The sequence below is a fragment of the Mycobacterium kiyosense genome (assembly GCA_021654635.1).
Classification (GTDB): Bacteria; Actinomycetota; Actinomycetes; order Mycobacteriales; family Mycobacteriaceae; genus Mycobacterium; species Mycobacterium kiyosense.
In genome coordinates this window covers 2,976,054-3,002,069 of the sequence record AP025179.1, presented here as the reverse complement: position 1 = coordinate 3,002,069, position 26,016 = coordinate 2,976,054, and the positions used below count along the sequence as shown (strand labels likewise).

Here is a 26,016-nt window from a genome sequence, read left to right as displayed (position 1 = left end):
CGGGGAGGCCGGCGGCAACGCCATAACCATGTGCCACATAATTAGCAGAGTCTAACCTAAGTCGATTAGTGGAGTCTAACCTAACTCGCTGATACGCTATCCGCGATCCCGCGCCCGCCGGACACGCCGACGGCGCGATGAAGGCTGTCCTGACTCGCCGGAACTGCACTAGATTCGTAGGCGGCACGCAAAAGTGCTGCTACATCCCGCAGACGCGCTCCAGCCCAGCCCATCTGCGGTCTGACCTGACAGCCCTTCACCGTAGGAGTGATCATGCAAGGTGATCCGGACGTACTACGGCTGCTCAACGAGCAGTTGACCAGCGAGCTGACCGCGATCAACCAGTACTTCCTGCATTCGAAGATGCAGGACAACTGGGGCTTCACCGAACTCGCCGAGCACACTCGCGCGGAGTCGTTCGACGAGATGCGGCACGCCGAAGCGATCACCGACCGCATCCTGCTGCTGGACGGCCTGCCGAACTACCAGCGCATCTTCTCGCTGCGTATCGGTCAGACGCTGCGCGAACAGTTCGAGGCCGACCTGGCCATCGAGTACGAGGTGCTGGCCCGGCTCAAGCCCGGCATCATCATGTGCCGCGAGAAGCAGGACAGCACCAGCGCCACGTTGCTGGAGAAGATCGTCGCGGACGAGGAATCGCACATCGATTACCTGGAGACGCAACTCGAGCTGATGGAGAAGCTCGGCGAGGAGCTGTACTCCGCGCAGTGCGTCTCCCGCCCGCCGAGCTGACGCGCCCGTGTCGTAGCCTTCCGAGCCGCTAGCATCGGAAGGCGATCATGACGACAACCGCAGGCGGCACTGCGATCTCCGCACCGATCGCCCCAGAGATAACCCCGCAGCGGCGCAACTTCATCTTCCTCGCCGTCATGCTGGGAATGCTGCTGGCCGCCTTGGACCAGACCATCGTCGCGACCGCGTTGCCGACCATCGTCGCCGACCTCGGCGACGCGGGCCGGCAATCGTGGGTGGTCACCAGCTACCTACTGGCCTCCACGATCGTCACCGCGCTGGTCGGCAAGCTCGGTGACCTGTTCGGCCGCAAGCGGGTGTTCGTCGTGGCCGTGCTGTTCTTCGTAGCGGGATCGGTGCTGTGCGGTCTGGCCACGTCGATGACCATGCTGGTGGGCTCGCGAGCCCTGCAGGGCATCGGAGGCGGCGCCATCACCGTCACCGCCAGCGCGCTGATCGGCGAGGTGGTCCCGCTGCGGGATCGCGGCCGCTACCAAGGGATCCTGGGCGCGGTCTTCGGGGTCACGACGGTGGTGGGTCCATTGCTGGGGGGCTACTTCACCGACTACATGACCTGGCGGTGGGCGTTCTGGATCAACCTGCCGGTCTCGATCGTGGTGATCTGCGTTGCGAGCGCGGCGATCCCGGCCCTGACCAGCACGGCCAAGCCGGTCGTCGACTACGCGGGAATCGCCTTCATCGGCCTGGGCGCGGCGGGCCTGACCCTGGCGACCAGCTGGGGCGGCACCGTCTACCCGTGGCAGTCGGCGACCATCATCGGGTTGTTCGCCGCGTCGACGCTGGCACTTGCGGTGTTCGTGTGGGTGGAAATTCGTGCCGCGCAACCGATTCTGCCGATCCGGCTGTTCGCCAACCCGGTGTTCACCGTCTGCTGCGTGCTGTCGTTCGTGGTCGGTTTCGCGATGCTGGGTGCGATGACGTTCCTGCCGACGTTCATGCAGTACGTCAACGGTGTCTCGGCGACCACCTCGGGCCTGCGCACCCTGCCGATGGTGGTGGGCATGCTGGTCACCTCCACCGGCAGCGGCACCTTGGTGGGCCGCACCGGCCGCTACAAGATCTTCCCGGTCGCCGGTACCGCGCTGATGACGATCGCGTTCGTGCTGATGTCGCGGATGGACGGTTCGACCCCTGCCGCGCTGCAGTCGGTCTACCTGCTGACGCTGGGCGCCGGGATCGGGCTGTCCATGCAGGTGCTGGTGCTGATCGTGCAGAACACCTCGAATTTCGGGGATCTCGGCGTGGCTACCTCCGGGGTGAGCTTCTTTCGGACCATCGGCAGCTCGTTCGGGGCCGCCGTGTTCGGATCGTTGTTCGTCAACTTCCTCAACCGCAGGCTCGGTCCGGCACTGGCGACCAGCGGCGTCTCGGCCGAGGCGGCCAGCTCACCGGGCGCCCTGCACCGCCAGCCTGCCGCCGTGATCGCCCCGATCGTGCACGCCTACGCCGAGTCGCTGTCCCAGGTCTTCCTGTGCGCGGCACCGGTGGCCGCGGTCGGGTTCGTGCTGGCGCTCTTTCTGCGCGAAGTCCCACTGCGCGACATCCATCCCAGCACCGTCGACCTCGGCGACGGCTTCGCGATGCCCACCACCGAAACCCCCGAGCAGATGCTGGAGAATGCGATCGCCCGGGTGCTGCGCGCGGAACCCGGCATGCGGTTGCGCAGCATCGCGATGCGGCCGGACTGCCGACTCGACGTGGCCGGACTGTGGGCGGTGTTGCGGGTCAACCGCTATCAGCAGTTCTTCGGGGTGGCCCGGCTCACCGACATGGGCGAACATCTGAACATCCCTTTCGAGTTGCTCGAACCGACCTTCGCGCGGCTGGCCGCCGCCGGCTACCTGATCCGCGACGGCGACCGCGTCCGGCTCACTCCCGCCGGGGTCGCGCAGGTCGACTACGTGTATTCGCTGCTGGTCGCCTGGCTCACCGACAAGCTGTCCCGCTCGGCCGGATTCGCCGCTCGGCCGGACCGGGAGGCCGTCCAGGCCGCGCTCGGTCGTGTCGCGTATCGGGTTATCGCTCAACGTGATTGGAATGACGAGACACCCACGGTGGCGATGTCGGGTGCCGGCGCCCATACCGGTAGCTAACGACGGGCAGGCGCGGGCGTACCATCTCGCCATGAGCCGAATCGGAAGTTTCGCCGACGACGACGTGGCCGGCTGGGTACTCAAATCCCCCGAACTCGGCAGCGCGATGGCGAATTTCAGCCGCGCGGTCTACACCAGCAACCGGCTGCCGTTGCGCACCCGCGAAATCGCACGCGCGGTGATCGCCAACGACAACGAGTGCATCGTGTGCGTCAACACCCGCGATGCCGACGGTCCGGCCGCCGGCGTGGATGAAGACCTCTACGAGCATGCCGCCGAATGGCGCACCTGGCCCGGCTACAGCGAGCAGGAGCGGCTGGCAGCCGAATTCGCGCACCGGTTCGCCACCGACCACACCGCGCTGCGCGACGACGAAGACTTCTGGGATCGGGCCGGCGAGCACTTCTCCGAGGAACTGCTCGCCGACCTGGCCATCTCCTGCGCACTGTGGGTGGGCATGGGACGGGTGCTGCGGACCCTGGACATCGGTCAGGCGTGCAAGCTGACGCTGCCCAGCCGGGCCTGAGCACGATCGGGCGGCCGGCGTGACTGCTACCCCGCTCGCCGCCGCGGCCATCGCCCAACTCGAGGGCGAGGGCGTCGACACCGTGATCGGCACCGTGGTGAACCCGGCCGGCCTCACGCAGGCCAAAGCCGTTCCGATTCGGCGCACCAACACTTTCGCCGATCCCGGACTGGGTGCCAGCCCGTCGTGGCACGCCTTCGCCATCGATCAGACCGGTATCGCGTTCACCGACGACGTCGGGGTGGTGGGAGATCAGCGGGTGCGCATCGACCTGTCCGGGCTGCGCCTGATCGGCGACGGCCTGGCCTGGGCGCCCGCCGGTTTCTTCGAGCAGGACGGCACCCCCGTCCCGGCGTGCGGCCGCGGCACCCTGCTGCGCATCGAAGCCGCGCTCGCTGAGGCGGGCCTGGAAGCCGCCGTGGGTCACGAAATCGAGTTCCTGCTGGTCGATTCCGACGGCGGCCGGCTGCCGGCCACACTATGGGCCCAGTACGGTCTGGCCGGTGTTCTCGAGCACGAAGCATTCGTCCGCGACGTCACCGCGGGGGCCACCCTGGCCGGTGTGGCGATCGAGCAGTTCCATCCTGAATACGGAGCCAATCAGTTCGAGATATCGTTGGCACCCCAACCGCCGGTGGCCGCCGCGGATCAGTTGGTGCTGTTGCGCATCGTCATCGGACGCGCCGCGCGCCGGCACGGGTTGCGGGTCAGCCTGTCACCCGCACCGTTCGCCGGTGGCGTGGGATCCGGCGCACACCAACATTTTTCGTTGACCAACCAGCAGGGACCGGTGTTCTCCGGTGGCACCGGTCCCGGCGGCATGACGGCCACCGGCCAGGCGGCGGTGGCCGGCGTGCTGCGCGGCCTGCCGGAGGCACAGGGCATCCTGTGCGGGTCCATCGTGTCCGGCCTGCGGATGCGGCCCGGCAACTGGGCCGGCGCCTACGCATGCTGGGGCGTCGAGAACCGGGAAGCCGCGGTGCGTTTCGTCGTCGCCGGCTCCGGCAATCCGCAGGGCGGCAATGTCGAGGTGAAGATCGTCGATCCCTCGGCAAATCCGTATCTGGCCTCCGCGGCGATTCTGGGGCTGGCACTCGACGGCATCGAGACCGACGCGGTGTTGCCGCCGCAGACCACCATCGACCCGGCGAAACTGTCCGAATCGGACCGGGCCGGTGCCGGCACCCAGCTGCTGCCCGAAGCTCAGCTGGAAGCGCTTGCCGCCCTGGATAGTTCGGTCTTGTTACGACGGATACTGGGAGATCAGGTGGTGGATATGGTGCTCGCGGTCCGCCGCATGGAACATGACCGGTACGGGAGCCTGCCCGCCGAACAGCTGGCGGACAAGTTCCGGATGGCGTGGAGCCTGTGAGCGCCACCCCGTCGGAATCGGCCCTGGCGCAACATATCCGCCACGTGGCGTTGATCGACCAACACGTGCACGGGTGCTGGCTGACGGCGGGGGGACCGGCGGCGGTTCGAGAACGCCCTGAACGAAGCCAACACCGAACCCCTGGCCGACTTCGACTCCGGGTTCGACACCCAACTGGGCTTTGCCGTCCGCAGCCACTGCGCGGCCATCCTTGGGATGCCTAAACATGTTGACCCGCAACAATATTGGGAAGCCCGCAGCCGGCTCACCGAGGTCGAATTGGCCCGGCTGTTCCTGCCGGCGGCCGGGGTGAGCAACTGGCTGGTGGACACCGGTTTCGGCGACGAGGTCACCGACGTCGCGCAATTGAGCCAGCTTTCCGGGCGTCCCGCCTACGAGGTGGTCAGACTGGAACAGGTCGCGGTCGAGGCGGCCCGGCCCGGGCGGCCGGTGACTACGCGTCGGAGTTCGAGGCGATCCTGCACCGGCGCGCGGCCACCGCGGTAGGCACCAAGTCGGTGCTGGCCTACCGGGGCGGATTCGATAGGGACCTGAGCGAACCGGCGGCGGCGCAGGTCGCCGAGGCGGCGCAGCGGTGGCGCGACGAGGGTGCCGCCCGACTGACCGACCCGGTCCTGCTGCGTTTCGGGTTGCATCAGGGACTGCGGCTGGGCAAACCGCTGCAGTTGCATGTCGGCCTCGGGGACCGCGACTGCGATCTGGACAAGACCAACCCGTTGCTGCTGCTGGACTTCCTGCGCACGTCCGGCACCACCCCGATCGTGTTGTTGCACTGCTATCCCTACGAACGCGAGGCCGGGTATCTGGCCCAGGCATTCAACAACGTCTACGTCGACGGCGGGCTGAGCGTGAACCACCTGGGCGCCCGCGCGTCGGCATTTATCGCCCGATTGCTGGAACTGGCGCCGTTCCGCAAGATCCTGTACTCCTCGGACGGGTACGGTCCGGCCGAGCTGCATTTCCTGGGTGCCACGTTGTGGCGCCACGGGATTCACGCAGTGTTGGCCGGCTTCGTCGCCGCCGGCGAGTGGAGTGAGGCCGAGGCGATCCGGGTGGTTGACCTCATCGGCCACCTCAACGCCGCACGCCTCTACCGGCTGGCCAGTGGCGACCCCCGCGGCCCGGTCGCCGCGGGCGGGACCGAGCACTTTCGGCACCCGCCGGAAGGGTATTAATCCCCTGGTCAGTAGGCAAATTTCGGGGGTAATCTCCAAACTGCCGCCAAGTCGGGATCGTTGACCGCCCGCCAGACGGAGCCAACCTCGCCAAGGGAGTGCACAGATGCTAGAGAGCGTGAAGGTTCGCAACAACGGAGTTCCCCAACAGCGCGAGCAGGATGCGCAATTGTTGAAGGAGTCAGGCACCCACAAACTGGTCGTTGCCGACCGGGACGGAAACTGCCTGGCGTTCGTCCTGGCCTGGGACCACTTCGAGTACGACCCTGAGACCGACACCTACGTGTGTGTCGTCGACTCCGACGGCAGAGAACTGATGACCATGTACACCGCCGGCGAGATCAAGTCGGCCCCCGGGGCGAACATGTATGTCGTCACCGCGCCCGAAGGACGCGCCTGCCGCAAGCCGTTGAAGGCCCTGTGAGCCGGGGGGCGCCGGGCGGATAGTCGCCCTGAGCGTCCCGCGTTCGCCAGCGACTTCGGGCAGCCGGGCGTTAGCGGCCGTCGGGAGTCTGAATCTTGCAACGGCGTCTCGCGAGCAGGTCGTCGTACGGTCAACAACACGTAATCCTTTTTGCTGCAACCATTTTAGGGTCGGCGCTGGGCGCAGCCGCGGGCGCGGCTGCACGCCGGCGTACTCGGCGCGCGATTCAGACGCGCGATTCCCGGGGGGTGTCGATTCCGGGCTTCCCCACCAGGCGCAGTTATGATAGACCGTTCGTACGGTTAGTTGACTCCAAAGGTTTTGAGATGCCTAGATCGCCCGGCCGACGTGGCGAGATCCTCGACGCGTTTGTCCGCTGTGTGGCCGAACGTGGCTACGACAGAACGAATATCGGCGACATCGCAGATGAGCTCGGCATGTCCAAAGGCACCATCGTCCATCATTTCGGGACCAAGGCGCAGATGCTGCGCGAACTGGAAGAAACGCACCTGGCCCGCCAGCTCGACGTGCTGCGGATGGTGTGGGACCGACTCGCCGCGCCGCACGAACGCATTGCCGCGATCATCTACACCTCGGCGCTGTTGCACGTGATCGCCCGGCACTCGACCGTGGCGAGCCAGCGGGAAGTGGTGCAATTGTTCGACGATCCCGCCATGGAGCAGGTGCGTAAGTTGCGTCAGCAGTTGCAGGCGCTCACCGTGGACGAAATCCGAAGCGGGGTGCAGGTCGGGGTGTTTCGCGGCGTCGACGTCGAACTAGCCGCATTGCAACTGTGGGGCTCGCTGGAGTGGATGTGGGTCTGGTTCAACCCGGCCGAGGCTCGGGCGCCCGAACAGGTGGGTGCGGCGTTCGTCGACGTTTTTCTCGGCGGGCTGCTGCTCGATCGCCTGGGTTTGAGCAAGTGGGCGGACCCGGCGGCGGATCTCGTCTCGGTGGTGCGCGAATGCCTCACCGCGGCGATAGGCGCGCCGGCCTGAACGCAAGGCCCAAATGTCATGCGCCAGAGTACGTTGAGCTGACCGCTTGCAGCCGGTGCGCCGCTGCTGCCGTGCGCACACCCGGAAACTTTGCTGCGCCTCCACACGCACCAGAACTCTTGACTGTACGTACAGTATCTAACCGACGTCCGCGGAGCCGGGCCATTGCGCGGCACGTGTTCAACTGGGCGACAGACCGCCCGGAAGCCTGACAAAAACCTAAGTGCCCGTTGCATTGCCGGGCATGCCGGCGCATCGGCCGGTCTTCAAACCGGCGTGCGGGTGACCGTGCATTATTTGAAATCCACGTTTGTAATTGACTGCACGTACGGTCTGATGCAATAGTTGCCCGGTGGCGCAAACACGGGCGGCGTGCAGCCGGCGGGTGGGGACGGCAACCCCCGATTGCGACTGCGACCGGGTCCGCTCACGGTGCGCCAACCCGGTGCACCCGCACTCGTCTGCCTCCGCTGCGGCGTCCAAAAGCTGGATGGCTCAACAATTCTCGCGTAGTCAGAAATCATCGGGCCGGGGGCCGCGTCGATGACCGCATCGAGCAGCGTCGTCGGCCGACTGAGCAACAAGATCAGGCCGGGCACCGAAGTCGCCGGCGGATTCTTCCGAATGTCTGTGCTGACCGCCAAGGCGCTGCGGCGGCCGTTCGAATGGCGCGAGTTCATCTGGACCGGCTGGTTTCTCATGCGGGTGTCGCTGCTGCCCACCATCGCGGTGTCCATCCCGGAAACCGTGCTGCTCATCTTCACGCTCAACGTCCTGCTCGCCGAGTTCGGCGCCGCCGACGTCTCCGGCGCCGGCGCCGGCATCGGGGCGGTCACCCAACTCGGCCCGATCGTGACCGTGCTGGTGGTCGCCGGGGCCGGGGGAACCGCGATCTGCGCCGACCTGGGCGCCCGGACCATCCGCGAAGAGATCGATGCGCTCGAGGTGCTGGGCATCGACCCGATCCACCGGCTGGTGGTACCCCGTGTGGTCGCCTCCACGCTGGTCGCGGTGCTGCTCAACGGCCTGGTGATCGCCGTCGGGCTGGGCGGCGGCTACCTGTTCAGCGTGTACCTGCAGAACGTTTCGAGCGGTGCCTACCTGTCCACACTGACCGCACTCACCGGCCTGCCCGAGGTGGTGATCGCCAACATCAAGGCCGCCACCTTTGGGCTCATCGCCGGCCTGGTCGGTTGTTACCGCGGACTGATCGTCAAGGGCGGGTCCAAAGGTCTGGGCACCGCGGTCAACGAGACCGTGGTGCTGTGCTTCATCGCACTGTTCGCCGTCAACGCGGCGCTGACCACCATCGGTGTCCGGTTCGGGACGGGACGCTGAGATGGCCGGGCATTCCGTGGCCGCCATCTCACGCGGCCGCTTCCTGCGGGCCAACCTAGGACGGTACGGCGACGCCCCGGCCCGGCTGCTGCTCGAGATCGGGCAGTTGATCTGGTTCGCGGTCACCGCGGTCGGCCAGATTCCATTCGCCCTGCACCGCTACCGCCGGGAGCTGGTGCGCATGGTCGCCCAGATGGGGATGGGCACCGGCGCGATGGCCGTGGCGGGCGGCACCGCGGCCATCGTCGGCTTCATCACCCTGTCCGCCGGATCGCTGGTCGCCATCCAGGGATTCGCGTCGCTGGGCAACATCGGCGTCGAGGCGTTCACCGGCTTCCTGGCCGCGATGGTCAACGTGCGGTTCGTGGCGCCGGTGGCCGCCGGGCAGGCATTGGCCGCCACGGTCGGCGCCGGGGCCACCGCCGAACTGGGCGCCATGCGCATCAGCGAGGAGATCGACGCGCTGGAGGTGATGAGTATCCGCTCCATCGCCTACCTGGCGTCCACCCGAGTGGTGGCGGGCCTGATCGTCATCATCCCGCTCTACGGGTTGGCGATCACCCTTGCCTTCCTGTCCGCGCAGCTGACCACCGTTTTTCTGTACGGCCAGTCCGCCGGCACCTACAACCACTACTTCCACACCTTCCTGCGCCTCAACGACGTGGGCTGGTCGTTCGCCGAAGTCATCCTGGTCGCGGTGGTCGTGATGACCACCCACTCCTACTACGGCTACACCGCCCACGGCGGGCCGGTCGGCGTCGGCGAGGCGGTCGGCCGGTCGATGCGGCTGTCGCTGATCACCATCGTGGTCGTCGTCGTCCTGACCGCGATGGCGGTCTACGGCAAGAACCCGAACTTCAACCTGACCGGATAGCCGAATGACAACCCCGTTCAAGGAGAACGCGCCGCGCATCCCGCCGTACAAGACGGCGGCCGTGGTGTTCCTGTTGGTCTTCGCGGCGGTGCTGGCGTTCGTGTACTTCCAGTTCCGCGGCCGGTTCACCCCCAAGACCGCCCTGACGCTCCTGGCTCCACGGACCGGGCTGGTGATGGATCCGGGATCGAAGGTCACCTACAACGGGGTGGAGATCGGCCGGGTCGCCAATATCTCGGAAGTGCAGCGCGACGGCGTGCCGGTGGCCAAGTTCGTGCTGGACGTCAACCCGGATTACCTCCGGCTGATTCCGGCCAACGTGGACGCCAACATCAGGGCCACCACCGTCTTCGGCAACAAGTATGTATCGCTGACCTCACCGAAAGACCCGACGCCGCAGCGCATTACGCCGGAGCACGTGATCGACGCACGATCGGTGACGACCGAGTTCAACACGTTGTTCGAGACGCTCACCTCGATTGCGGAGAAGGTCGACCCGGTCAAGCTGAACCTGACGTTGTCCGCCGCCGCGCAGGCCCTGACCGGGCTGGGGGAGAAGTTCGGCCAGTCGATCGTCAACGCCAACGCCATCCTCGACGACGTCAACCCGCGAATGCCGCGGATCCGCCGCGACATTCAGCAATTCGCGGCCCTGGCTGACATCTATGCCGATGCCGCGCCGCATCTGCTCGAGGCCCTGGACCACGCGGTGGTCACCGCACGCACGCTGCACCGCCAGGAAGCCGAACTGGATGCCGCATTGCTGTCCGCGGCCGGGTTGGGCAACACCGGCGAAGACATCTTCACCCGCGGCGGACCCTATCTGCAGCGGGGACTCGCCGACCTGGTGCCCACCGCGCAACTACTCGACACCTACAGCCCCGAATTCTTCTGCACCATCCGCAATTACCACGACGCCGAACCCGCGGCCTACGAGACGACCGGCGGCGGCAACGGTTACGGACTGAAGACCATGACCGAACTGACGTCGGGGCTGGGTGGCATCCTGACGCTGCCCGGACTGACCGGAGCGGTGCTCAGCCAGGGTCTGCTGGGACTCGCCGGGGTGGTGGGCGGCGCGCCCAATCCCTATGTCTACCCGGACAATCTGCCGCGGGTGAACGCACGCGGCGGCCCCGGCGGAGCGCCGGGCTGCTGGCAACCCATCACGCACGACCTGTGGCCGGCACCGAGCCTGGTGGTCGACACCGGTGCCAGCCTCGCGCCGTACAACCACTTGGACACCGGCTCGCCGTACGCAATCGAATACGTGTGGGGCCGTCAAGTCGGGGACAACACGATCAACCCATGAAGATCACCGGTAGCGCCATCAAGCTCGGCATCGTCTCGTTGGTGCTGTTCCTCATCACCGCGTCGATCGTCGTGGTGTTCGCCCAGATGCGCTTCAACCGCACCAACAGCTACACCGCCGAGTTCAGCAACGGCAGCGGTCTGCGCAACGGCCAGTTCGTGCGCGCCTCGGGGGTGGAGGTCGGCAAAGTCAAGGCCATCCGACTGGTCGACGACGGCCGGCGCGTCCTGGTGGACTTCGACGTCAACCGCTCGGTGCCGTTGTACCAGTCCACCACCGCGCAGATCCGTTACCTCGATTTGCTCGGCAACCGGTTCGTGGAGCTCAAACGCGGCGAGGGGGACGGCGCTGACCGGGTGCTGCCGCCCGGCGGGTTCATCCCGCTGGCCCGGACGGCCCCCGCCCTGGACCTCGACGCGTTGATCGGCGGTTTCAAGCCGCTGTTCCGAGCGCTCGAACCCAACAAGGTCAACACCATCGCCTCGGCGATCGTCACGGTGTTCCAGGGGCAGGGTGGCACCATCAACGACGTCCTCGACCAGACCGCGCGCCTGACCGCGCATATCGCCGAACGCGACGAGGCGATCGGCGAGGTGGTCAAGAACCTGAACATCGTGCTGGACACCACCGTTCGGCATCGCCAGGAGTTCGACGGCGTTATCGACAACTTCGAGCGGTTGATCACCGGGCTGAGCAACCACGCCGATCCGCTGGCCACCGGGGTGGCGGAGCTCAGCAACGCCGCGGGAACCGTCGCCGATCTGCTGTCGGACAATCGCACGTTGTTGCACAAGGAGATCGGCTACCTGCAGGCGCTGCAACAACCGCTGATCGACCAACGCGAACAGCTCAACGATCTGATCCACAAGACTCCCACCGCGCTCAACCTGATCGGCCGCAGCATCGGCCTCTACGGCGACTGGGTGAACTTCTACGTCTGCGACCTGCAGATCAAGTGGAACGGTCTGCAGGCCGGCGGCCCGGTCCGCACGGTCAAGATCTGGAAGCAGCCCACCGGCAGGTGCACGCCGCAATGAGAACGCTCAAAGAGTTCAACCGCCATCGCGTCGGCCTGATGGGTATCGCCGTGCTGGTGCTGGTGGTCGCCGTCGGCCAGAGCTTCACCAGTATCCCGATGATGTTCGCCTCGCCCGCCTATTACGGGCAGTTCACCGACACCGGGCAGTTGAACAAGAACGACAAGGTACGCATCACCGGCGTGAATGTCGGCACCGTGCAAGGGCTCGACATCGACGGCGACCACGTGCGGGTCAAGTTCTCGATCGGCGCCCACACCATCGGCACCGAGAGTCGGCTCACCATCAAGACCGACACCATCCTGGGTAAGAAGGTGCTCGAGATCGAGCCGCGGGGAACCCGGACACTGCAGCCCGGCGGCGTGCTGCCACTGGGGCAGACCACCACCCCCCTATCAGCTCTACGACGCGGCTTTCGACGTCACCAACGCGGCTACCGGCTGGGACATCGACACGGTCAAGCGATCGCTGAACGTCTTGTCGGACACCATCAATCAGACCTATCCACATCTCAGCGCCGCCCTGGACGGGGGTGGCCAGGTTCTCCGACACGGTCGGCAAGCGCGACGAGCAGATCAAGCACCTGCTGGCGCAGGCCAACCAGGTGGCCGCGGTGCTCGGTGACCGCAGCCAACAGGTCGACCGACTGCTGGTCAACGCCAAGACGCTGCTGGCGGCGTTCAACGAACGCGGCCGGGCCATCGACGGTTTGCTGCACAACATTTCGGCTTTCTCGGCTCAGGTGCAGGGCTTCATCAATGACAACCCGAACCTGAATTCCGTCCTGGAGCAGTTGCACACCCTCAGCGACCTGTTGGTGGCGCGCAAAGACGACTTGGCTCAAACCCTCACGTACGTAAGTCAATTCGCCGCATCGCTGGGGGAATCCGTCGCGTCGGGGCCGTACTTCAAGATCGTCCTGTCCAATCTGCTGCCGTACTGGATGCTGCAGCCGTTCGTCGACGCCGCGTTCAAGAAACGCGGAGTCGACCCCGAAGAGTTCTGGCGTGACGCCGGCCTGCCCGCGTTCCGCTTCCCCGACCCCAACGGCACCCGGTTCCCCAACGGCGCGCCGCCGCCCGCGCCCCCGGTGCTCGAAGGCACGCCGGAACATCCGGGACCGGCGGTCCCACCCGGGACACCCTGTTCCTACACCCCGGCAGCGGACGCCCTGCCGCGACCGGGGAACCCGCTGCCGTGCGCGGGTACCGACCTCGGCCCGTTCGGCGGCAATTTCCCGGCGCCGCTGGACGTGCAGACGTCACCACCGGTCCCCGACGGCCTGCCGCCCACACCCGGGATCCCGATCGCGGGCCGACCGGGCGAGCCGGCGCCCGACGTCCCGGGCACCCCGGTGCCGCTACCGCCCAACGCGCCGCCGGGAGCCCGGGTCGAGGCTCCACCACCCGTCGGGCCCACGAGAGGTGACCAGAGTTGAGCGCCTTCGGTTTCCGCAACCCGTGGCTGCGCCGAGCCGTCACGACGCTGGTGGTCGCGCTGGCCCTGGTCGCCGGTTTCTTCGGCTGGCATACCTACCAGAAGCTGACCAACAACACCGTCGTCGCCTACCTGCCCGCCGCGATCGGGCTCTACTCGGGCGACAAGGTCCAGATCATGGGTGTCCGTGTCGGTTCGATCGACAGCATCGAACCAGACGGCGACAAGATGAAGGTGACCTTCCACTACAACAACAGGTACAAGGTGCCCGCCAACGCGACCGCAGTGGTGGTGAACCCCACCCTGGTGGCCTCGCGCAGCATCCAGCTGGAGCCGCCCTACAAAGGCGGGCCCGTCATGGCCGATAACGCGGTGATCCCGCTGACACGCACCCAGGTGCCCACCGAATGGGATCAGCTGCGCGAGAGCGTCGCCAACATCATCGACAAACTCGGTCCCACACCCCAGCAGCCCCGCGGCCCATTCGGTGAACTCATCGAGTCGTTCTCCAACGGGCTGGCCGGCAAGGGCGAACAGATCAACACCACACTGAACAGCCTGGCGCAGGCGCTGACGGCGCTCAACGAAGGCCGGGGCGACTTCTTCGCCGTGGTGCGCAGCCTGGCGCGTTTCGTCAACGCCCTGCACAAGGACGACCAGCAGTTCGTCGCGTTGAACACCAACCTGGCTCGGTTCACCGACAAACTGACCGGATCCGACCGCGACCTCGCAAACGCCATCCAGCAATTCGACGGCCTGCTCGCCACGCTGCGCCCATTTCTGGCCAAGAACCGCGAAGTCCTGACCCACGACATCGGCAACCTCGACACCCTGACCACCACCCTGGTCCAGCCCGAGCCGCTCAACGGTCTGGAGACCGCGCTGCACGTGCTGCCGACGTTGGAGACCAACCTCAGCCAGATCTACCACCCCGTCGCACGGCGCGGTCATGTCCATCCCGGCGATCCCGAACTTTGCGAACCCAATGCAGTTCATGTGCAGCATGATTCAGGCCGGCAGCAGGCTGGGCTATCAAGACTCGGCCGAACTCTGCGCGCAGTATCTGGCGCCGATTCTCGACGCCATCAAGTTCAACTACCTTCCGTTCGGACTCAACCTGTTCAGCACCGCTGAGGTGTTGCCCAAGCAGGTCGCCTACTCCGAACCCCGCCTGCAGCCGCCGACCGGTTTCAAGGACACGACGGTGCCGGGCATCTGGGTGCCCGATGGTCCGCTGTCCCACCGCAACACCAACCCCGGCTGGGTGGTCGCACCGGGGATGCAGGGGGTGCAGGTCGGCCCGGTTACGGCGGGGTTGTTGACCCCTGAATCGCTGGCCGAGCTGATGGGCGCGGCGGACATCGCACCCCCGGCGTCCGGGGTGCAGACCCCGCCCGGGCCGCCCAACGCGTACGACGAGTACCCGGTGTTGCCTCCCATCGGGCTGCAGGCGCCCGTCCCGATCCCACAGCCGCCACCGGCGCCGGGGGTGCTGCCGGGACCGGTCGCACCGACCCCAGCGCCGATCGGGCCGCCGCTGGCCGCCGAGGTGGCCGCACCGCGGGGGCCGGGCTCGTGAGGGGCGTCCGGGTGTGGCGCAAGCTGGCGTTGATCGGCATGGCGGTGGTGGCGCTGACGTCGTGCGCGAACTGGCAGGGCATCGCGAACGTGCCGATGCCCGGCGGCCCCGGCAGCGGGCCCGGCTCCTACACCGTCTACGTGCAGATGGCCGACACACTTGCGCTCAATACGAACAGCCGGGTCCGGGTGGCCGACGTCTTCGTCGGCACGGTGCGCTCGATCGACCTGAAGAACTGGGTCGCCACGCTCACCCTGCAGCTGGACAGGGGAGTGAAGTTACCCAAGAACGCCACCGCGAGGATCGGGCAGACCAGTTTGCTGGGTTCTCAGCATCTGGAGTTGGCGGCGCCGCCGGACCCTTCTCCCGAGCCGTTGCGGCCGAATGACACCATCCCGCTGAAGAATTCGTCGACGTACCCCACCACTGAGCAGACCTTGGCGAGTTTGGCGATGATCCTGCGCGGCGGCGGCGTGCCGAATGTCGAGGCGTTGCAGAACGAGGTCTACAACATCCTGAACGGCCGGGCCGGGCAGATCCGGGACTTCCTGGGCAAACTGGACACCTTCACCGCCCGAGTCGACGAACAGCGCGAAGACATCACCCGGGCAATCGATTCCACCAATCGGCTGCTGGGATACGTGGGTCGCCGTGCGGAGGTGGTGGATCGCGTCCTGACCGAATTCCCGCCGCTGCTCAAACATTTCGCCGATAAGCAGAACCTGTTGATCAACGCGATCGACGCCACGGGCCGGCTGGGCCGGGTCGCCAACCAGCACCTGTCCGCCGCGCAGAGCGACTTCCATCAGGATCTGCTGTCGATGCAGTGCCCGCTGCGTGAACTCGGCCGCGCCGCACCGTTTTTGATCCGTGCCCTGAAGTTGATGCTGGTGCGGCCGTTCGACATCGACGCCGTGTTCAAGTCGTTCCGCGGCGACTACTTCAACTTGTCGTTGACGCTGGACTTGACGATGAGCGCGGTGGACAACGCGGTGTTGACCGGGACCGGCTTCTCCGGGGCGCTGCGCGCACTCGAGCAGTCGTGGGGTCGCGACCCGGAAACGATGATCCCCGACGTCCGATACACACCGAACCCCAACGACGTCCCCGGCGGGCCGCTGGTCGAGCGGGCGGACATGCAATGCTGACCCGCTTCATCTGGCGCCAGTTGATCACGTTCGGCATCCTGAGCGCGGTCACCGCGGTGGCGCTGGGCTGGTACTACCTACGGATTCCCAGTGCGGTCGGCATCGGCCAGTACACCCTGAAGGCGAGCCTGCCCATCTCGGGCGGGCTGTACCGGACCTCGAATGTGACCTATCGCGGTGAGACCATCGGCAGGGTCACCTCCGTCGAGCCGACCGAGCGGGGCGCGTTGGTGACCATGAGCATTTCCGACCGCTACAAGATTCCGGTCGACGCGTCGGCGAACGTGCATTCGGTGTCGGCGGTCGGCGAGCAGTATCTGGACCTGGTGTCCGAAACCGGTGTGCACGAATACTTCTCGCCGGGGCAGACCATCACCAAGGGCACCGTACCCACCGAGATCGGGCCCGCCCTGGATGCCGCCAACCGCGGGCTGGCGGTGCTGCCCAAGGACAAGATCGCCGCGCTCCTCGACGAGACGGCGCGAGCCGTCGGCGGGCTGGGCCCCGCGCTGCAGCGTCTGGTGGACGCCACTCAGGCCATCGCCGGCGACTTCAAGGCCAACCTCGCCGACGTCGACGACATCATCGAGAACTCCGCGCCCATCATCGACAGCCAGGTCACCTCCCGCGACGCGATCGACCGGTGGGCCGACAACCTGGACATCCTGGCGGCCCAGAGCGCGGAAAACGACCAGCACGTGCAGAGCATCCTGACCCAGGCGGCGCCGACCGCCGATCAGGTCAACGCGGTGTTCGACGACGTCCGCGAGTCGCTGCCGCGAACGCTGGCCAACCTCGAGATCGTGCTGGACATGCTCAAGCGCTACCACAAGGGCGTCGAGCAGCTGCTGGTCGCTTATCCGCAGGGCGCGGCCGAAGGGCAGACGGTCACGTCGGCGTTTCCCGGCTACGCCTCGCTGGGCACTTCGCTGACGATCAACCAGCCCCCGCCCTGCCTGACCGGTTTCCTGCCGGCTTCCCAGTGGCGGTCTCCGGCCGATACCAGCCTGGCGCCGATGCCGTCCGGAATCTATTGCAAGATCCCGCAAGACACTCCGGCCAACGCGGTGCGCGGCGCGCGCAACCTGCCGTGTGTCGACGTCCCGGGTAAACGCGCCGCCACCCCGCGCGAGTGCCGTGACCCGAGGCCCTATGAGCCGGCGGGCACCAATCCTTGGTATGGCGATCCGAACCAGATCCTGACCTGCCCGGCACCGGCGGCGCGGTGCGACCAGCCGGTGAAACCCGGTCAGGTGGTACCGGCGCCGTCGGTCAACAACGGCCTCAACCCGGCGCCGGCCGACCGGGTGCCGGGCACGCCTCCGCCGGTCAGTGACCCGTTGACCAGGCCGGGTTCGGGCAGTGTGACGTGCAACGGACAGCAACCCAACCCGTGTGTCTATACGCCTGGCGGGCTTCCCGCCTCCGGTCTACACTCCGCAGAGCGGAGAGTTGGTCGGCCCCGGACGGGGTCCGGTACACCGTCGGCGATTCGAACGGAATCGGCGACGACGGTTGGAAGTTCATGCTGGCACCACCGCCCTGAACCGCCCATGGCACTGCTAGCCGGTTCACTGCAGAGGGATGAATATGCATAGTTTCCCACCGGTGTGTCGTCGAGTCAGTCTGTCCACCAAATGGATTCGCACCTCCGGTTGCGCCCGGATGACGAAAAACGTTGATCGATAACGGGATTGCACTATGGGCGAAGTCGTCGCGGCGTATTGCTGATCCGGCCGGGACTTCACCCGGACGGGTTTTGACACTGACCGCACGTACAGTCATATAATGGCCCGGAGGGCGGGGCCCCCCGGAGCAGGTCCAATCGACGCACGGGATCGGAGCGAAAATGCCGGAAGTGATCGGACTGGGCCAACTCCGCAGTGACGCGTGCGCCTACCTCGAGCGCGTCACGGCGGGCGAGACGTTCGACGTCATCCGCCGCGGCAAGCTGGTGGCCCGGATCGTCCCGGTCGGCGACCGCAGAGTGGCTCCCATCCCGGCGCGAACCGCCACCGCAGCGGACCGGGGCGGCTGGGTCGGGCTGGACGAACTGCGGACCCGGGCCGGGCAGTGCTTCGACCGCGTGGCCTCCGGCGAGACCCTGTACGTCGTTCGCGGCGGCAAGATCCTGGCGCAGATCGTGTCAGCCGGCGACGCACTGCAGCATGAGATCCCGGCGGTTGCCGGTCAACGGGTGGCGCTGCACGAACTCAGGAATCGCGCCGGACGCTACTTCGACCAGGTGGCCGCGGGCCAGAGTATCGAGGTCAGCCGCGGCGGCAAGGTCGTCGCCCGCATCGTGTCGGTGGCGTAGCCAGGCCGCGCCGGCGGCGACCCGGATCCGCCCCGGTCAGACCAAGTCGGACGCGTCGAAGATCCACGAGTTGTCGCCACCGGCCAGCTTCTCGAAGTGCTGCGGCGGCGCGAAGGCGACCAGGCTGTTCATATCCCAGTAGTCCTTCCAGACGGCGATTTTGCCGTCGACCACCTTGTGCACGGTGACAAAACGCAGCACACCTTGCTCACCGCTCGGGAAAGTCCACGTCTCGGAGTGCTCGTAGATGACATCCTCGCCGTTGGACACCAGCACCCCGTCGTGGTTCTGGTAACCCGCCAGGTCTTCCAGGCCGAGCTTGAGCCGCGTCACGATGTCCCGCGGGCCACGGGCCGACGCCGCGGGTATCGGCATGTCGACGTAAAGGCAGTCGTCGGACAGGAACGTCTCGATCGCGTCCCAGTCGCGTCGGGACAGTGCCTGCCACATTCCGGTGACGACGTCTGTTTCGGAACGGGGCGCTGTCGGCGCGGAGACTTCTGTCATGGGGGTCAATAAACCGGGCCAGCGGACCAGTGTCAACCACAGCTGGGCGGCGCGCCGTCGAGCGGCTCGGCCGACACCGGGGCGGACGCGTTCGCCGAAGCTACGACGAGACCAAAGAGTTCGCCGGTCGCAGGGTCACCGGCAGCGTCGACCAGCCGCGCAACACCCGGGTGCTGCGCCGGGTCCCCGACCCGGCCGCGGTCGCGTCGGGGAAGCGATCGAAGAAGGTGCGTAACCCGACCTCGCCCTCAGCGCGGGCAAGTGCCGCTCCCAGACAGAAATGGCGCCCGGTGGAGAACGCGAGATGCTTTCCCGCATTGGCGCGTTCGATGTCGAAGCGGTGCGGATCGGCGAATACCGACGGGTCGCGGTTGGCGGCCGCCAGGTAGACCAGCACCACGTCGCCGCGCTGAACCTGCCGGCCCGCGAGCTCGATGTCCCGGCGGGCCACCCGCGCGGTCAGCTGAACCGGTGAGTCCAGCCGCAAGATCTCCTCGACCGCGTTGGGCCACAACTCCGGGCGCGCACGCAGCCTCGCCAACTGCTCCGGGTGGTCCAACAGCAGCCGAATTCCGTTGCCCAGCAAGTTCACCGTGGTCTCGAAACCGGCCACCAGCACCAGCCCGGCCACCGCCTGCAACTCGGTTTCGTCGAGATGAGTGTCCGCGCTGCCGCTTTCGGCGGTGCGGATCAACTGACTCATCAGGTCTTCGCCGGGGGCATGCCGCAGTTTCTCCAGGTGCTGCACCAACCATGCGTTGAAGCCGGCAATGCCGCGCTGCACCCGCTGATACTGCTGCCAGGGCAGGCCGATATCCAAACTGGGCGCGGCCAATTCGCCGAACTCCAGCACGCGACGGCGGTCGTACTCCGGCACGCCCAGGATGTCGCTGATCACGGTGATGGGCAGCTGCGAGCAATACCGCCCCACGACGTCCACGGCGCCGGACGCGTCGGCGAGCTGATCCAACAGCCCCGTCGCGGTCCGCTCCACCCCGTCGCGCAACGCGGCCACCGCCCGGGAGGTGAACACCGCCGAAACCGTCTTGCGGTAGCGGGTATGATCCGGCGGTTCGACGGCCAGCAGCGACGGCGGCCGCACCGGATGCAGAAGGTGGTCGCGGGTGCGGTTCTCAAGCCAGCGCAACGGTGGCGGCAGACTGTCCCCGAACGAGACGACGTGGAAGTCGTCCGATCGCAGCAGATCGTGGCAGAGGCGATGGTCGACGGTCAGGTAGCCCGCGCGGGTGCGCAGCAACAGACCGCGGCTGCGGATTTCGTCGTAGTAGGGCACCGGGTCGTCGAACACCGCCGGGTCGGCGATCAACCGTGCCTGCAAGTCGCCGCGCCGGGCGCCGTACATGGCGACCCCGCGGACCACGCCGTGCATTGCCAACCAGTGCAGTCTGGCCTTCACCGTTGCTCCAATGATCCGAGTGTGTTCCCGCCCAGCCTAGGCGGCACTTCAGCACTCGGCGCTGATCTTGAAATCGGTCGTCACCACCTTGTCGGGGTTGGCGCTGTTGATCCCGGACGCGCTGCCGGAAATGGTGTAGGTGTTCTTGGCGAGGTCGACGTGCGCATCGCCGACGCCGCCCTCGTAGTAGCTGCCGGTGAAACCGTCGACATTGCGGATCTTGACGAACTGGGGCATCACCCGGTCGCCGCTCATCAGCACCACCGCCTGGATCTGGCCATCGCGATCGCGGATGTCGATGGTCCGGTAGCCCTGGATCTGGCTGCACGCCGGCGGGCGCGCGGCGTGGGTGCTTCCGTCGATGGTCACGTGTGCGGCCTTGCGGGGCACCGTCTGGGAGTCGGCGCAGCCGGAGACGGCGCCGGCAACAGCCACGGCGAGTGCCGCCATCGTGACCAATCGGTTCTGCACCAGCCACCTCCGCGTCGGAACTGAACGCCGCACCGCGGCAGAAGACATTATTGCCGCTGCGGATCCAGCCGCGGCAGCGCTTTGCGGATCAGACCTCGAACCAGTTCCGGGCTGATGCCCTTGAGTCGGTCGATCCAGACGATGCTGCCCGGCACATACCAATGCAGCCGGCGCGGATGATGATAGGCCCGCCAGGCCACCTCGGCGACGCTGGACGCAGGCATCAGCCGGAACATACCCCGCTTCGGCGCGGTAGCACGAAGCTCGTCGCGGGTCAGTTGCGCCGGCGCGTCGCCGGGTTCGTCTGCGGAGGCGCCGCCGGAATGCTGGGGCGTGGACGTGAGAATCGCGGTGTCGATCAACCCGGGCAGCACGTCGGCAACTCGAACGCCGTGCCGCTGCCATTCCACGCTCAGCGCCTCGGTCAGCCCCTTGACCGCGTGTTTGGTCGCCGAGTAGACGGCGATGCGCGGCAGGCCGTAGGTCCCCGACGAGGACGACGTCGAGAACATCAGGCTGCCCGGAGACTTCTTCAGGTAGGGGAGTGCCCCGTAGGCCCCCGTCAGCACTGCCTTGAAGTTCACGTCGACGACGCGCATGGCAGCCTCGTAGGGCACGTCCTCGAACCAGCCGCCTTCGCCGATCCCCGCGTTGTTCCACATCATGTCGAGTCCGCCGCCGGCGTTCCCGGCGCAGAAATCGGCCAACGCCGCATCGAGGGCGGATTTGTCCGTCACGTCGACGACCCGAGTCCACAGTCCCGGCCCCAATTCGAGGCTCAGGGCGGCCAGGCCGTCGTCGTTGCGGTCCACCGCGCCGACGCGCCAGCCCCGGGCATGGAACAGCTTCACGCCTTCGCGGCCCATCCCACTGCCCGCGCCGGTGATGAATACGCTTTTCATCGAGCTGGTCTCCGCCGCCCCTCAGCCTGCTTCAACTACATCTTTGATGCGCTGCAGCGTCTTCGTCATGTCTCTTATATTGCGACGTTTCCGTAGGAAGCCACCCAACACCAGGTAGACGCGGTTGAGCGGGGACGGCGTGAGCCGAAATGACTCGGTCACGTCCGTGCCGTCTCCGGCTGGCACCAGTCGGTAGTGCCAGTTGTTCACCGCTCGGTTCCCGACCAGTACAGCAAACCCGAACTCGCGGCCGGGTTCGCACGCCGTCACCTCGCAAGTGGTCCAGTAGACCGGGCCGATCTCGTTGCGCCGGACGTGGCCACGGAACCGCGCGCCGAGTTCGGGGCCGGTCGCCCCGTCCAACCACTCGGCTTCGAAGGTCTCCGGTGAGAAACGTCCGGTATTTCTGATATCGGCAATTAATTCCCAGATCTTGTCGGCCGGGGCGGACATATGAACCGTTGCTGAACCCTCCATAGCAGGATCCAATCACGTCGCATGTAACGAAACGAGGCTAACCCCCGATATTCATTATCTGGGTGTGAAAATCCCGATGATCGAAGTCAGCGTCTGCTGCAGCTGCAGCCCCGGGTTGGGTACTCCCGTATTGCCCGGCGTTGCGCCGCTCGCGCGGGAGCACTTCGGCCAGGCGCCCGGACCCTGGCTGGCCAGGACCCGGTTGGCGACCGCAATTTGTTGCTGCTTAGAGGCCTGCGCCGGGTTTCCCACGCCTCCGTATTCCTCCCACGTCGCTTGCTTGAATTGGAGTCCGCCGTAGGCGCCGTTGCCGGTGTTGGCTGCCCAGTTGCCACCGGACTCGCATTGCGCGACGGCATCCCAGTTCATGGAGTCGGCGTTGGCCACCGCGGTTCCCAGCGACATCCACGCCGCGCAGAAACCCGCGGCAAGGACCGCCTTGAGGGGGGGCTTCGTGATGTGCGTCATGACCGGCATTTCGCCGGGCGTGTTCAATCCGTTACCCGCCGGAGAAAATTATGAGATCAGTTATCCATCACATTGAGATTGGCGCAAACGTCGACCGGGTGGGTTGATCAGGCTTGCGCAGCGACCTGGCAGTAGGACCGGGTGGCGGCGGTCAGAGCACGTCGATAGAGGTCGTCGAAGCGGCGCCGACGGATTGACTCGGCGCTGGCGGCGGCCAGCTCGGCCGTGCATGCAGGGGAGTGCAGCAAACTCCAGTTGAGAGATATGTGAGACAAAATCTTAGTGTTCAGGTCATCGATCACAGTCCGGGCAGTGGTCAGGTCCGGCGGCGCCGGTGGCACCGTCGCCGGATCGAGTTTCCATTCGGCGAACCGGCTGTACTCGATGGCCTCGGTAGCGCCGATCTGGTCGGTGAAGACGGTGGCGACGTAATCCGGGTCGATCTGCGCGGCTGCGGCGTCCTCCCGCAGGGTGGCGAGTTCCTGCCGGACGCGGGCCGGATCCTCGACCGCACCGTGCGTGCGCCACTTGTAGGAGGCCACCGGTTCGGCGACCTGTAGCCGCTCGGCGGCCGCATCGACCAGCGACAGCAGCGGCCCGCCAGGCTCGGCCCGCGCCGGCGGCGCCGACACGGCGGCGACGGTCAGGGCCAGCATCGCCAGACGGACTCTCACTTGCTCACCCCAGGTCCAGCCAGACGGTCCAGATTGCCGTCGCTCCGGCAACGACTGCCAACAGGATCGTGTCGACGATTCCGGGACGGGGCGTATCGCTGGTATCAGAGGCACCCATCCGCAGCTCCCGTGCGATCAGAAACAACGGGAACGCCACACTTATCGCGGTGGCGAACCCACCCGCAACGTAGAGCCAGACATATTTGACACCGTGCCTTCGGGCCTCGACCACCATCAGCACCACTGCCGCCAGCGCGAGCATCACGGCGTCCGCCGTCATCGTTCGGGAGGCCGGAGTGACCTGGAGGTCGGGCCAGTAATCAGACAGCCGAGCGGTTTCGCCGAAATAGTCGATCATTTGACTCCAGGTAGCCACCAGCGCGGCGACGGCGATAGCGCCGTAGACCCCGCAGCGGACCTTGCGAGAAGCGGGAATGGAGGACGTGTGAGCCGTGGTTGCCATAGCTCACGCTATGCGAAGCCGACCGGCGATTGACATAGCGTTGCGGGCAGTGACGAAGAATGGGGTGATGCGGACCGATTGGCTGCGCACCCGCCAAACCAGGCTGCTGATCGCGGCCTCGCTGGCGATCTCGCTGGTCCTGGGTGGGGCATTTCTGGCCCTGGACCAACTCCACTCCACTCCGGCCGACGCGATCCACGCACCGGACCACCCCGCCACCGACCAACAGAGCCGCGACCAAGCCGTCGACGCCGCCAAGAACATCGTCGCCGTCGCCCGCCTGCACCCGACGAGCGCCGGCTATCTACTCATGTCCTGCCGGGACCGCGACAGCGCGCCGTACCAAGGCGCTGTCTACCTGACCTTCACGCTGCCCGCTGACACCCGCGCCGACACCTACCTGCCGGGCGTCGCGGCTCAACTGACCTCCGACGGTTGGATCGAGGGGCTGCCGCCGGCCAATCACGCCTTCGGCAGGACCCTCACCAAGAACACCGTGACCGTGATCATCTACCGCCACGACGACGATCCGGGCCTGGGCGTGCTGCGCCTCTACGGAGAGTGCCGCAACATGACCGACCATCGCGGCGACGCCACGGCGTGGATCGACGTCACCGACCAGTTCGGCCGCTGACTACCCCGGAAAAGCGCTACTGCGCTTGACGGGTTTCCCCGGCAAGCGCAGTAGCGGTAGTTGCGCGGCTGTCAGCGTGCGCCCAGAGCCCCCTGCAGGTCACCCTTCATGGTCTGCAGCTGCTGGCCCCAGTACTCCCAGCTGTGCGTGCCGTCGTTCTGGAAGTTGAACACCGCGTTGTGGCCACCGGCCGCGGTGTAGGCGTCCTGGAACTTGATGTTGCTGCTGCGGACGAAGTTCTCCAGGAACTCGGCCGGCATGTTGGCACCACCCAGCTCGTTAGGCTTGCCGTTACCGCAGTACACCCACAGCCGGGTGTTGTTGCCGACCAGCGTCGGGATCTGCAGCGACGGGTCGTTGCGCGCCCACGCCGGGTCGCTGGACGGGCCCCACATGTCGGAGGCCTTGTAGCCGCCCGCGTCGCCCATCGCCAGGCCGATCAACGACGGACCCATGCCCTGTGAGGGGTCCAGCAGCGCCGACAGCGAGCCGGCGTAGATGAACTGCGCGGGGTGGTAGGCGGCCAGGATCATCGCCGAGGAGCCGGCCATCGAGATGCCGACCGCGGCGCTGCCGGTCGGCTTGACCGACCGCTGGCTCTGCAGGTAGGAGGGCAGCTCGCTGGTCAGGAAGGTCTCCCACTTGTAGGTGGTGCAGCCGGCTTTACCGCAGGCCGGGTTGTACCAGTCGCTGTAGAAGCTGGACTGACCTCCCACCGGCATGACCACCGACAGGCCGGACTGGTAGTACCACTCGAAAGCCGGGGTGTTGATGTCCCAGCCGTTGTAGTCGTCCTGCGCACGCAGGCCGTCGAGCAGGTACACCGCAGGTGAGTTGTCGCCGCCACTCTGGAACTGCACCTTGATGCTGCGTCCCATCGAAGCCGACGGCACCTGCAGGTACTCGACTGGCAGACCCGGCCGCGAGAATGCTCCCGCGCTCGGCGCACCGCCGGCGAGTCCGATCAGGCCCGGCAGGGTCGCGGCCGCAGCCGCACCGACCAGGAGTCGGCGACCCCAGGCCCGTATCTTCCCGCTCACCTCTGTCATAACCAGTGCCCCTTGTCCTTATGTCTTTTGCTCCCGGCAGAACTTACCGTGTGAATAGGCCGCATGTCGATTCGGACGCAAACACATTTCAGTTCCATATCGGTTACCGTCGCGGATGCAGCAACTGTGTTACTGGCGGCTCTACGCCGGTTGACCGCATTTGTTATAGCTCGGTTGCGACACGCCCGGACGCGACCCACGCCGCCACGTTATCCACGCGTTATGCACTTGAAATCGGGACGAGTCGCAACGCGAGAACCAATTGACTATGTGTTTCCACCCCGGGCTGGGGCCGGCACGTCGAGACGGGCTCAGCAACGAGTCGCGGAATAACTGGGCCGTCCGCACCCAATTCTCGGCGGCATTCGTGGCGTCGCCGGCGGCGCCGCAACCATTTCCGGCCGTTCCCGGACCAGCGCAGCCGAACTTGCACCGACCGCGTAGGCTCGCTCCGAGCAAGCCGACTGCGGACACGCTATCTCGGGCCATTTCGTCGCTGACGCGCTGCGCACCCGCCCCTTGGTGCCGG

General features: G+C 66.6%; 22 protein-coding genes and 4 pseudogenes. 17 read left to right on the top strand and 9 right to left on the bottom strand.

Translation table 11 applies throughout. The annotated features are described in order from the left end of the window. Window positions 1–273: 273 nt before the first annotated feature. The 16 genes and pseudogenes from bfr (at window position 274) to L6444_RS14160 (ending at window position 18,425) form a co-directional block, all read left to right on the top strand. Window positions 274–753 (top strand): bacterioferritin, encoded by a 480-nt coding sequence (gene bfr, locus L6444_RS14235; protein ID WP_236983540.1) that lies wholly within the window; start codon window positions 274–276, stop codon window positions 751–753. 47 nt (window positions 754–800) lie between these two features. Beyond that, window positions 801–2,867: an MDR family MFS transporter gene (locus L6444_RS14230; protein WP_236983538.1), complete on the top strand. Its 2,067-nt coding sequence runs from the start codon at window positions 801–803 to the stop codon at window positions 2,865–2,867. A gap of 31 nt (window positions 2,868–2,898) precedes the next feature. Then, window positions 2,899–3,393, top strand: coding sequence for a carboxymuconolactone decarboxylase family protein (locus tag L6444_RS14225; RefSeq protein WP_236983536.1), 495 nt, complete (start codon window positions 2,899–2,901; stop codon window positions 3,391–3,393). Between the two features lie 19 nt (window positions 3,394–3,412). Then, the gene (locus L6444_RS14220; protein ID WP_236983534.1) at window positions 3,413–4,765 is read left to right on the top strand and encodes a type I glutamate--ammonia ligase; all 1,353 of its coding nucleotides are present in this window, start codon (window positions 3,413–3,415) and stop codon (window positions 4,763–4,765) included. Window positions 4,766–4,788: 23 nt separating this feature from the next. Then, a pseudogene (locus L6444_RS14215) lies at window positions 4,789–5,961 on the top strand (amidohydrolase family protein). 106 nt (window positions 5,962–6,067) lie between these two features. Further along, window positions 6,068–6,385: a hypothetical protein gene (locus L6444_RS14210; RefSeq protein ID WP_236983533.1), complete on the top strand. Its 318-nt coding sequence runs from the start codon at window positions 6,068–6,070 to the stop codon at window positions 6,383–6,385. A gap of 248 nt (window positions 6,386–6,633) precedes the next feature. Then, a complete protein-coding gene (locus L6444_RS14205; RefSeq protein WP_236983532.1) occupies window positions 6,634–7,383 on the top strand; it encodes a TetR/AcrR family transcriptional regulator in 750 nt (249 codons plus the stop codon). 624 nt (window positions 7,384–8,007) lie between these two features. Beyond that, the gene (locus L6444_RS14200) at window positions 8,008–8,721 is read left to right on the top strand and encodes an MlaE family ABC transporter permease (RefSeq protein ID WP_370653177.1); all 714 of its coding nucleotides are present in this window, start codon (window positions 8,008–8,010) and stop codon (window positions 8,719–8,721) included. A gap of 1 nt (window position 8,722) precedes the next feature. After that, the gene (locus L6444_RS14195) at window positions 8,723–9,595 is read left to right on the top strand and encodes an ABC transporter permease (RefSeq protein WP_236983530.1); all 873 of its coding nucleotides are present in this window, start codon (window positions 8,723–8,725) and stop codon (window positions 9,593–9,595) included. Window positions 9,596–9,599: 4 nt separating this feature from the next. Further along, window positions 9,600–10,907, top strand: a complete 1,308-nt coding sequence (locus tag L6444_RS14190; RefSeq protein ID WP_236983529.1) for an MCE family protein — start codon at window positions 9,600–9,602, stop codon at window positions 10,905–10,907. Then, the gene (locus tag L6444_RS14185) at window positions 10,904–11,944 is read left to right on the top strand and encodes a virulence factor Mce family protein (protein ID WP_236983528.1); all 1,041 of its coding nucleotides are present in this window, start codon (window positions 10,904–10,906) and stop codon (window positions 11,942–11,944) included. Before L6444_RS14190 ends, L6444_RS14185 begins: the two co-directional genes overlap by 4 nt. Continuing rightward, window positions 11,941–13,382, top strand: a pseudogene (locus tag L6444_RS14180) (virulence factor Mce family protein). Before L6444_RS14185 ends, L6444_RS14180 begins: the two are co-directional and overlap by 4 nt. Further along, a pseudogene (locus L6444_RS14175) lies at window positions 13,379–14,960 on the top strand (virulence factor Mce family protein). Before L6444_RS14180 ends, L6444_RS14175 begins: the two co-directional pseudogenes overlap by 4 nt. Window positions 14,961–14,998: 38 nt before the next feature. Next, window positions 14,999–16,108: a virulence factor Mce family protein gene (locus L6444_RS14170; RefSeq protein ID WP_236984125.1), complete on the top strand. Its 1,110-nt coding sequence runs from the start codon at window positions 14,999–15,001 to the stop codon at window positions 16,106–16,108. After that, window positions 16,102–17,654: pseudogene (locus L6444_RS14165) on the top strand (MCE family protein). The gene L6444_RS14170 and the pseudogene L6444_RS14165 overlap by 7 nt, the downstream one beginning before the upstream one ends. Window positions 17,655–17,957: 303 nt before the next feature. After that, window positions 17,958–18,425, top strand: coding sequence for a type II toxin-antitoxin system prevent-host-death family antitoxin (locus tag L6444_RS14160; protein WP_236983527.1), 468 nt, complete (start codon window positions 17,958–17,960; stop codon window positions 18,423–18,425). Window positions 18,426–18,461: 36 nt separating this feature from the next. Here L6444_RS14160 and L6444_RS14155 read toward each other — a convergent pair whose 3' ends face one another. The 8 genes from L6444_RS14155 to L6444_RS14120 all read right to left on the bottom strand — a co-directional run bounded on the left by L6444_RS14155 (window position 18,462) and on the right by L6444_RS14120 (window position 23,804). Further along, window positions 18,462–18,932, bottom strand: coding sequence for a nuclear transport factor 2 family protein (locus L6444_RS14155; RefSeq protein ID WP_236983526.1), 471 nt, complete (start codon window positions 18,930–18,932; stop codon window positions 18,462–18,464). Window positions 18,933–19,032: 100 nt separating this feature from the next. Next, a complete protein-coding gene (locus L6444_RS14150) occupies window positions 19,033–20,349 on the bottom strand; it encodes a cytochrome P450 (protein ID WP_236983525.1) in 1,317 nt (438 codons plus the stop codon). 48 nt (window positions 20,350–20,397) lie between these two features. Further along, entirely contained in the window at window positions 20,398–20,820 is a 423-nt protein-coding gene (locus L6444_RS14145) for a lipoprotein LpqH (RefSeq protein ID WP_236983524.1), read from the bottom strand. A gap of 47 nt (window positions 20,821–20,867) precedes the next feature. After that, window positions 20,868–21,722 carry an SDR family oxidoreductase gene (locus L6444_RS14140; RefSeq protein ID WP_236983523.1) on the bottom strand — a complete coding sequence of 285 codons (855 nt, stop codon included), beginning with the start codon at window positions 21,720–21,722 and terminating at the stop codon, window positions 20,868–20,870. 21 nt (window positions 21,723–21,743) lie between these two features. Next, on the bottom strand, window positions 21,744–22,199 hold the full coding sequence (locus L6444_RS14135) for an SRPBCC family protein (protein WP_236983521.1): 456 nt from the start codon (window positions 22,197–22,199) through the stop codon (window positions 21,744–21,746). 54 nt (window positions 22,200–22,253) lie between these two features. Then, complete coding sequence (locus L6444_RS14130; protein ID WP_289624832.1) at window positions 22,254–22,667, bottom strand: transglycosylase family protein; 414 nt, start codon at window positions 22,665–22,667, stop codon at window positions 22,254–22,256. A gap of 107 nt (window positions 22,668–22,774) precedes the next feature. Then, on the bottom strand, window positions 22,775–23,341 hold the full coding sequence (locus L6444_RS14125; RefSeq protein ID WP_255731222.1) for a chorismate mutase: 567 nt from the start codon (window positions 23,339–23,341) through the stop codon (window positions 22,775–22,777). Window positions 23,342–23,345: 4 nt separating this feature from the next. Next, on the bottom strand, window positions 23,346–23,804 hold the full coding sequence (locus tag L6444_RS14120) for a DUF2834 domain-containing protein (protein WP_255731221.1): 459 nt from the start codon (window positions 23,802–23,804) through the stop codon (window positions 23,346–23,348). Window positions 23,805–23,871: 67 nt separating this feature from the next. Between L6444_RS14120 and L6444_RS14115 the strand changes: the two genes are divergently transcribed. Beyond that, window positions 23,872–24,438, top strand: a complete 567-nt coding sequence (locus tag L6444_RS14115; RefSeq protein WP_236983515.1) for a hypothetical protein — start codon at window positions 23,872–23,874, stop codon at window positions 24,436–24,438. 71 nt (window positions 24,439–24,509) lie between these two features. Here L6444_RS14115 and ag85B read toward each other — a convergent pair whose 3' ends face one another. Next, window positions 24,510–25,487: an esterase family protein gene (gene ag85B / locus L6444_RS14110; protein ID WP_236983513.1), complete on the bottom strand. Its 978-nt coding sequence runs from the start codon at window positions 25,485–25,487 to the stop codon at window positions 24,510–24,512. Window positions 25,488–26,016 lie beyond the last annotated feature (529 nt).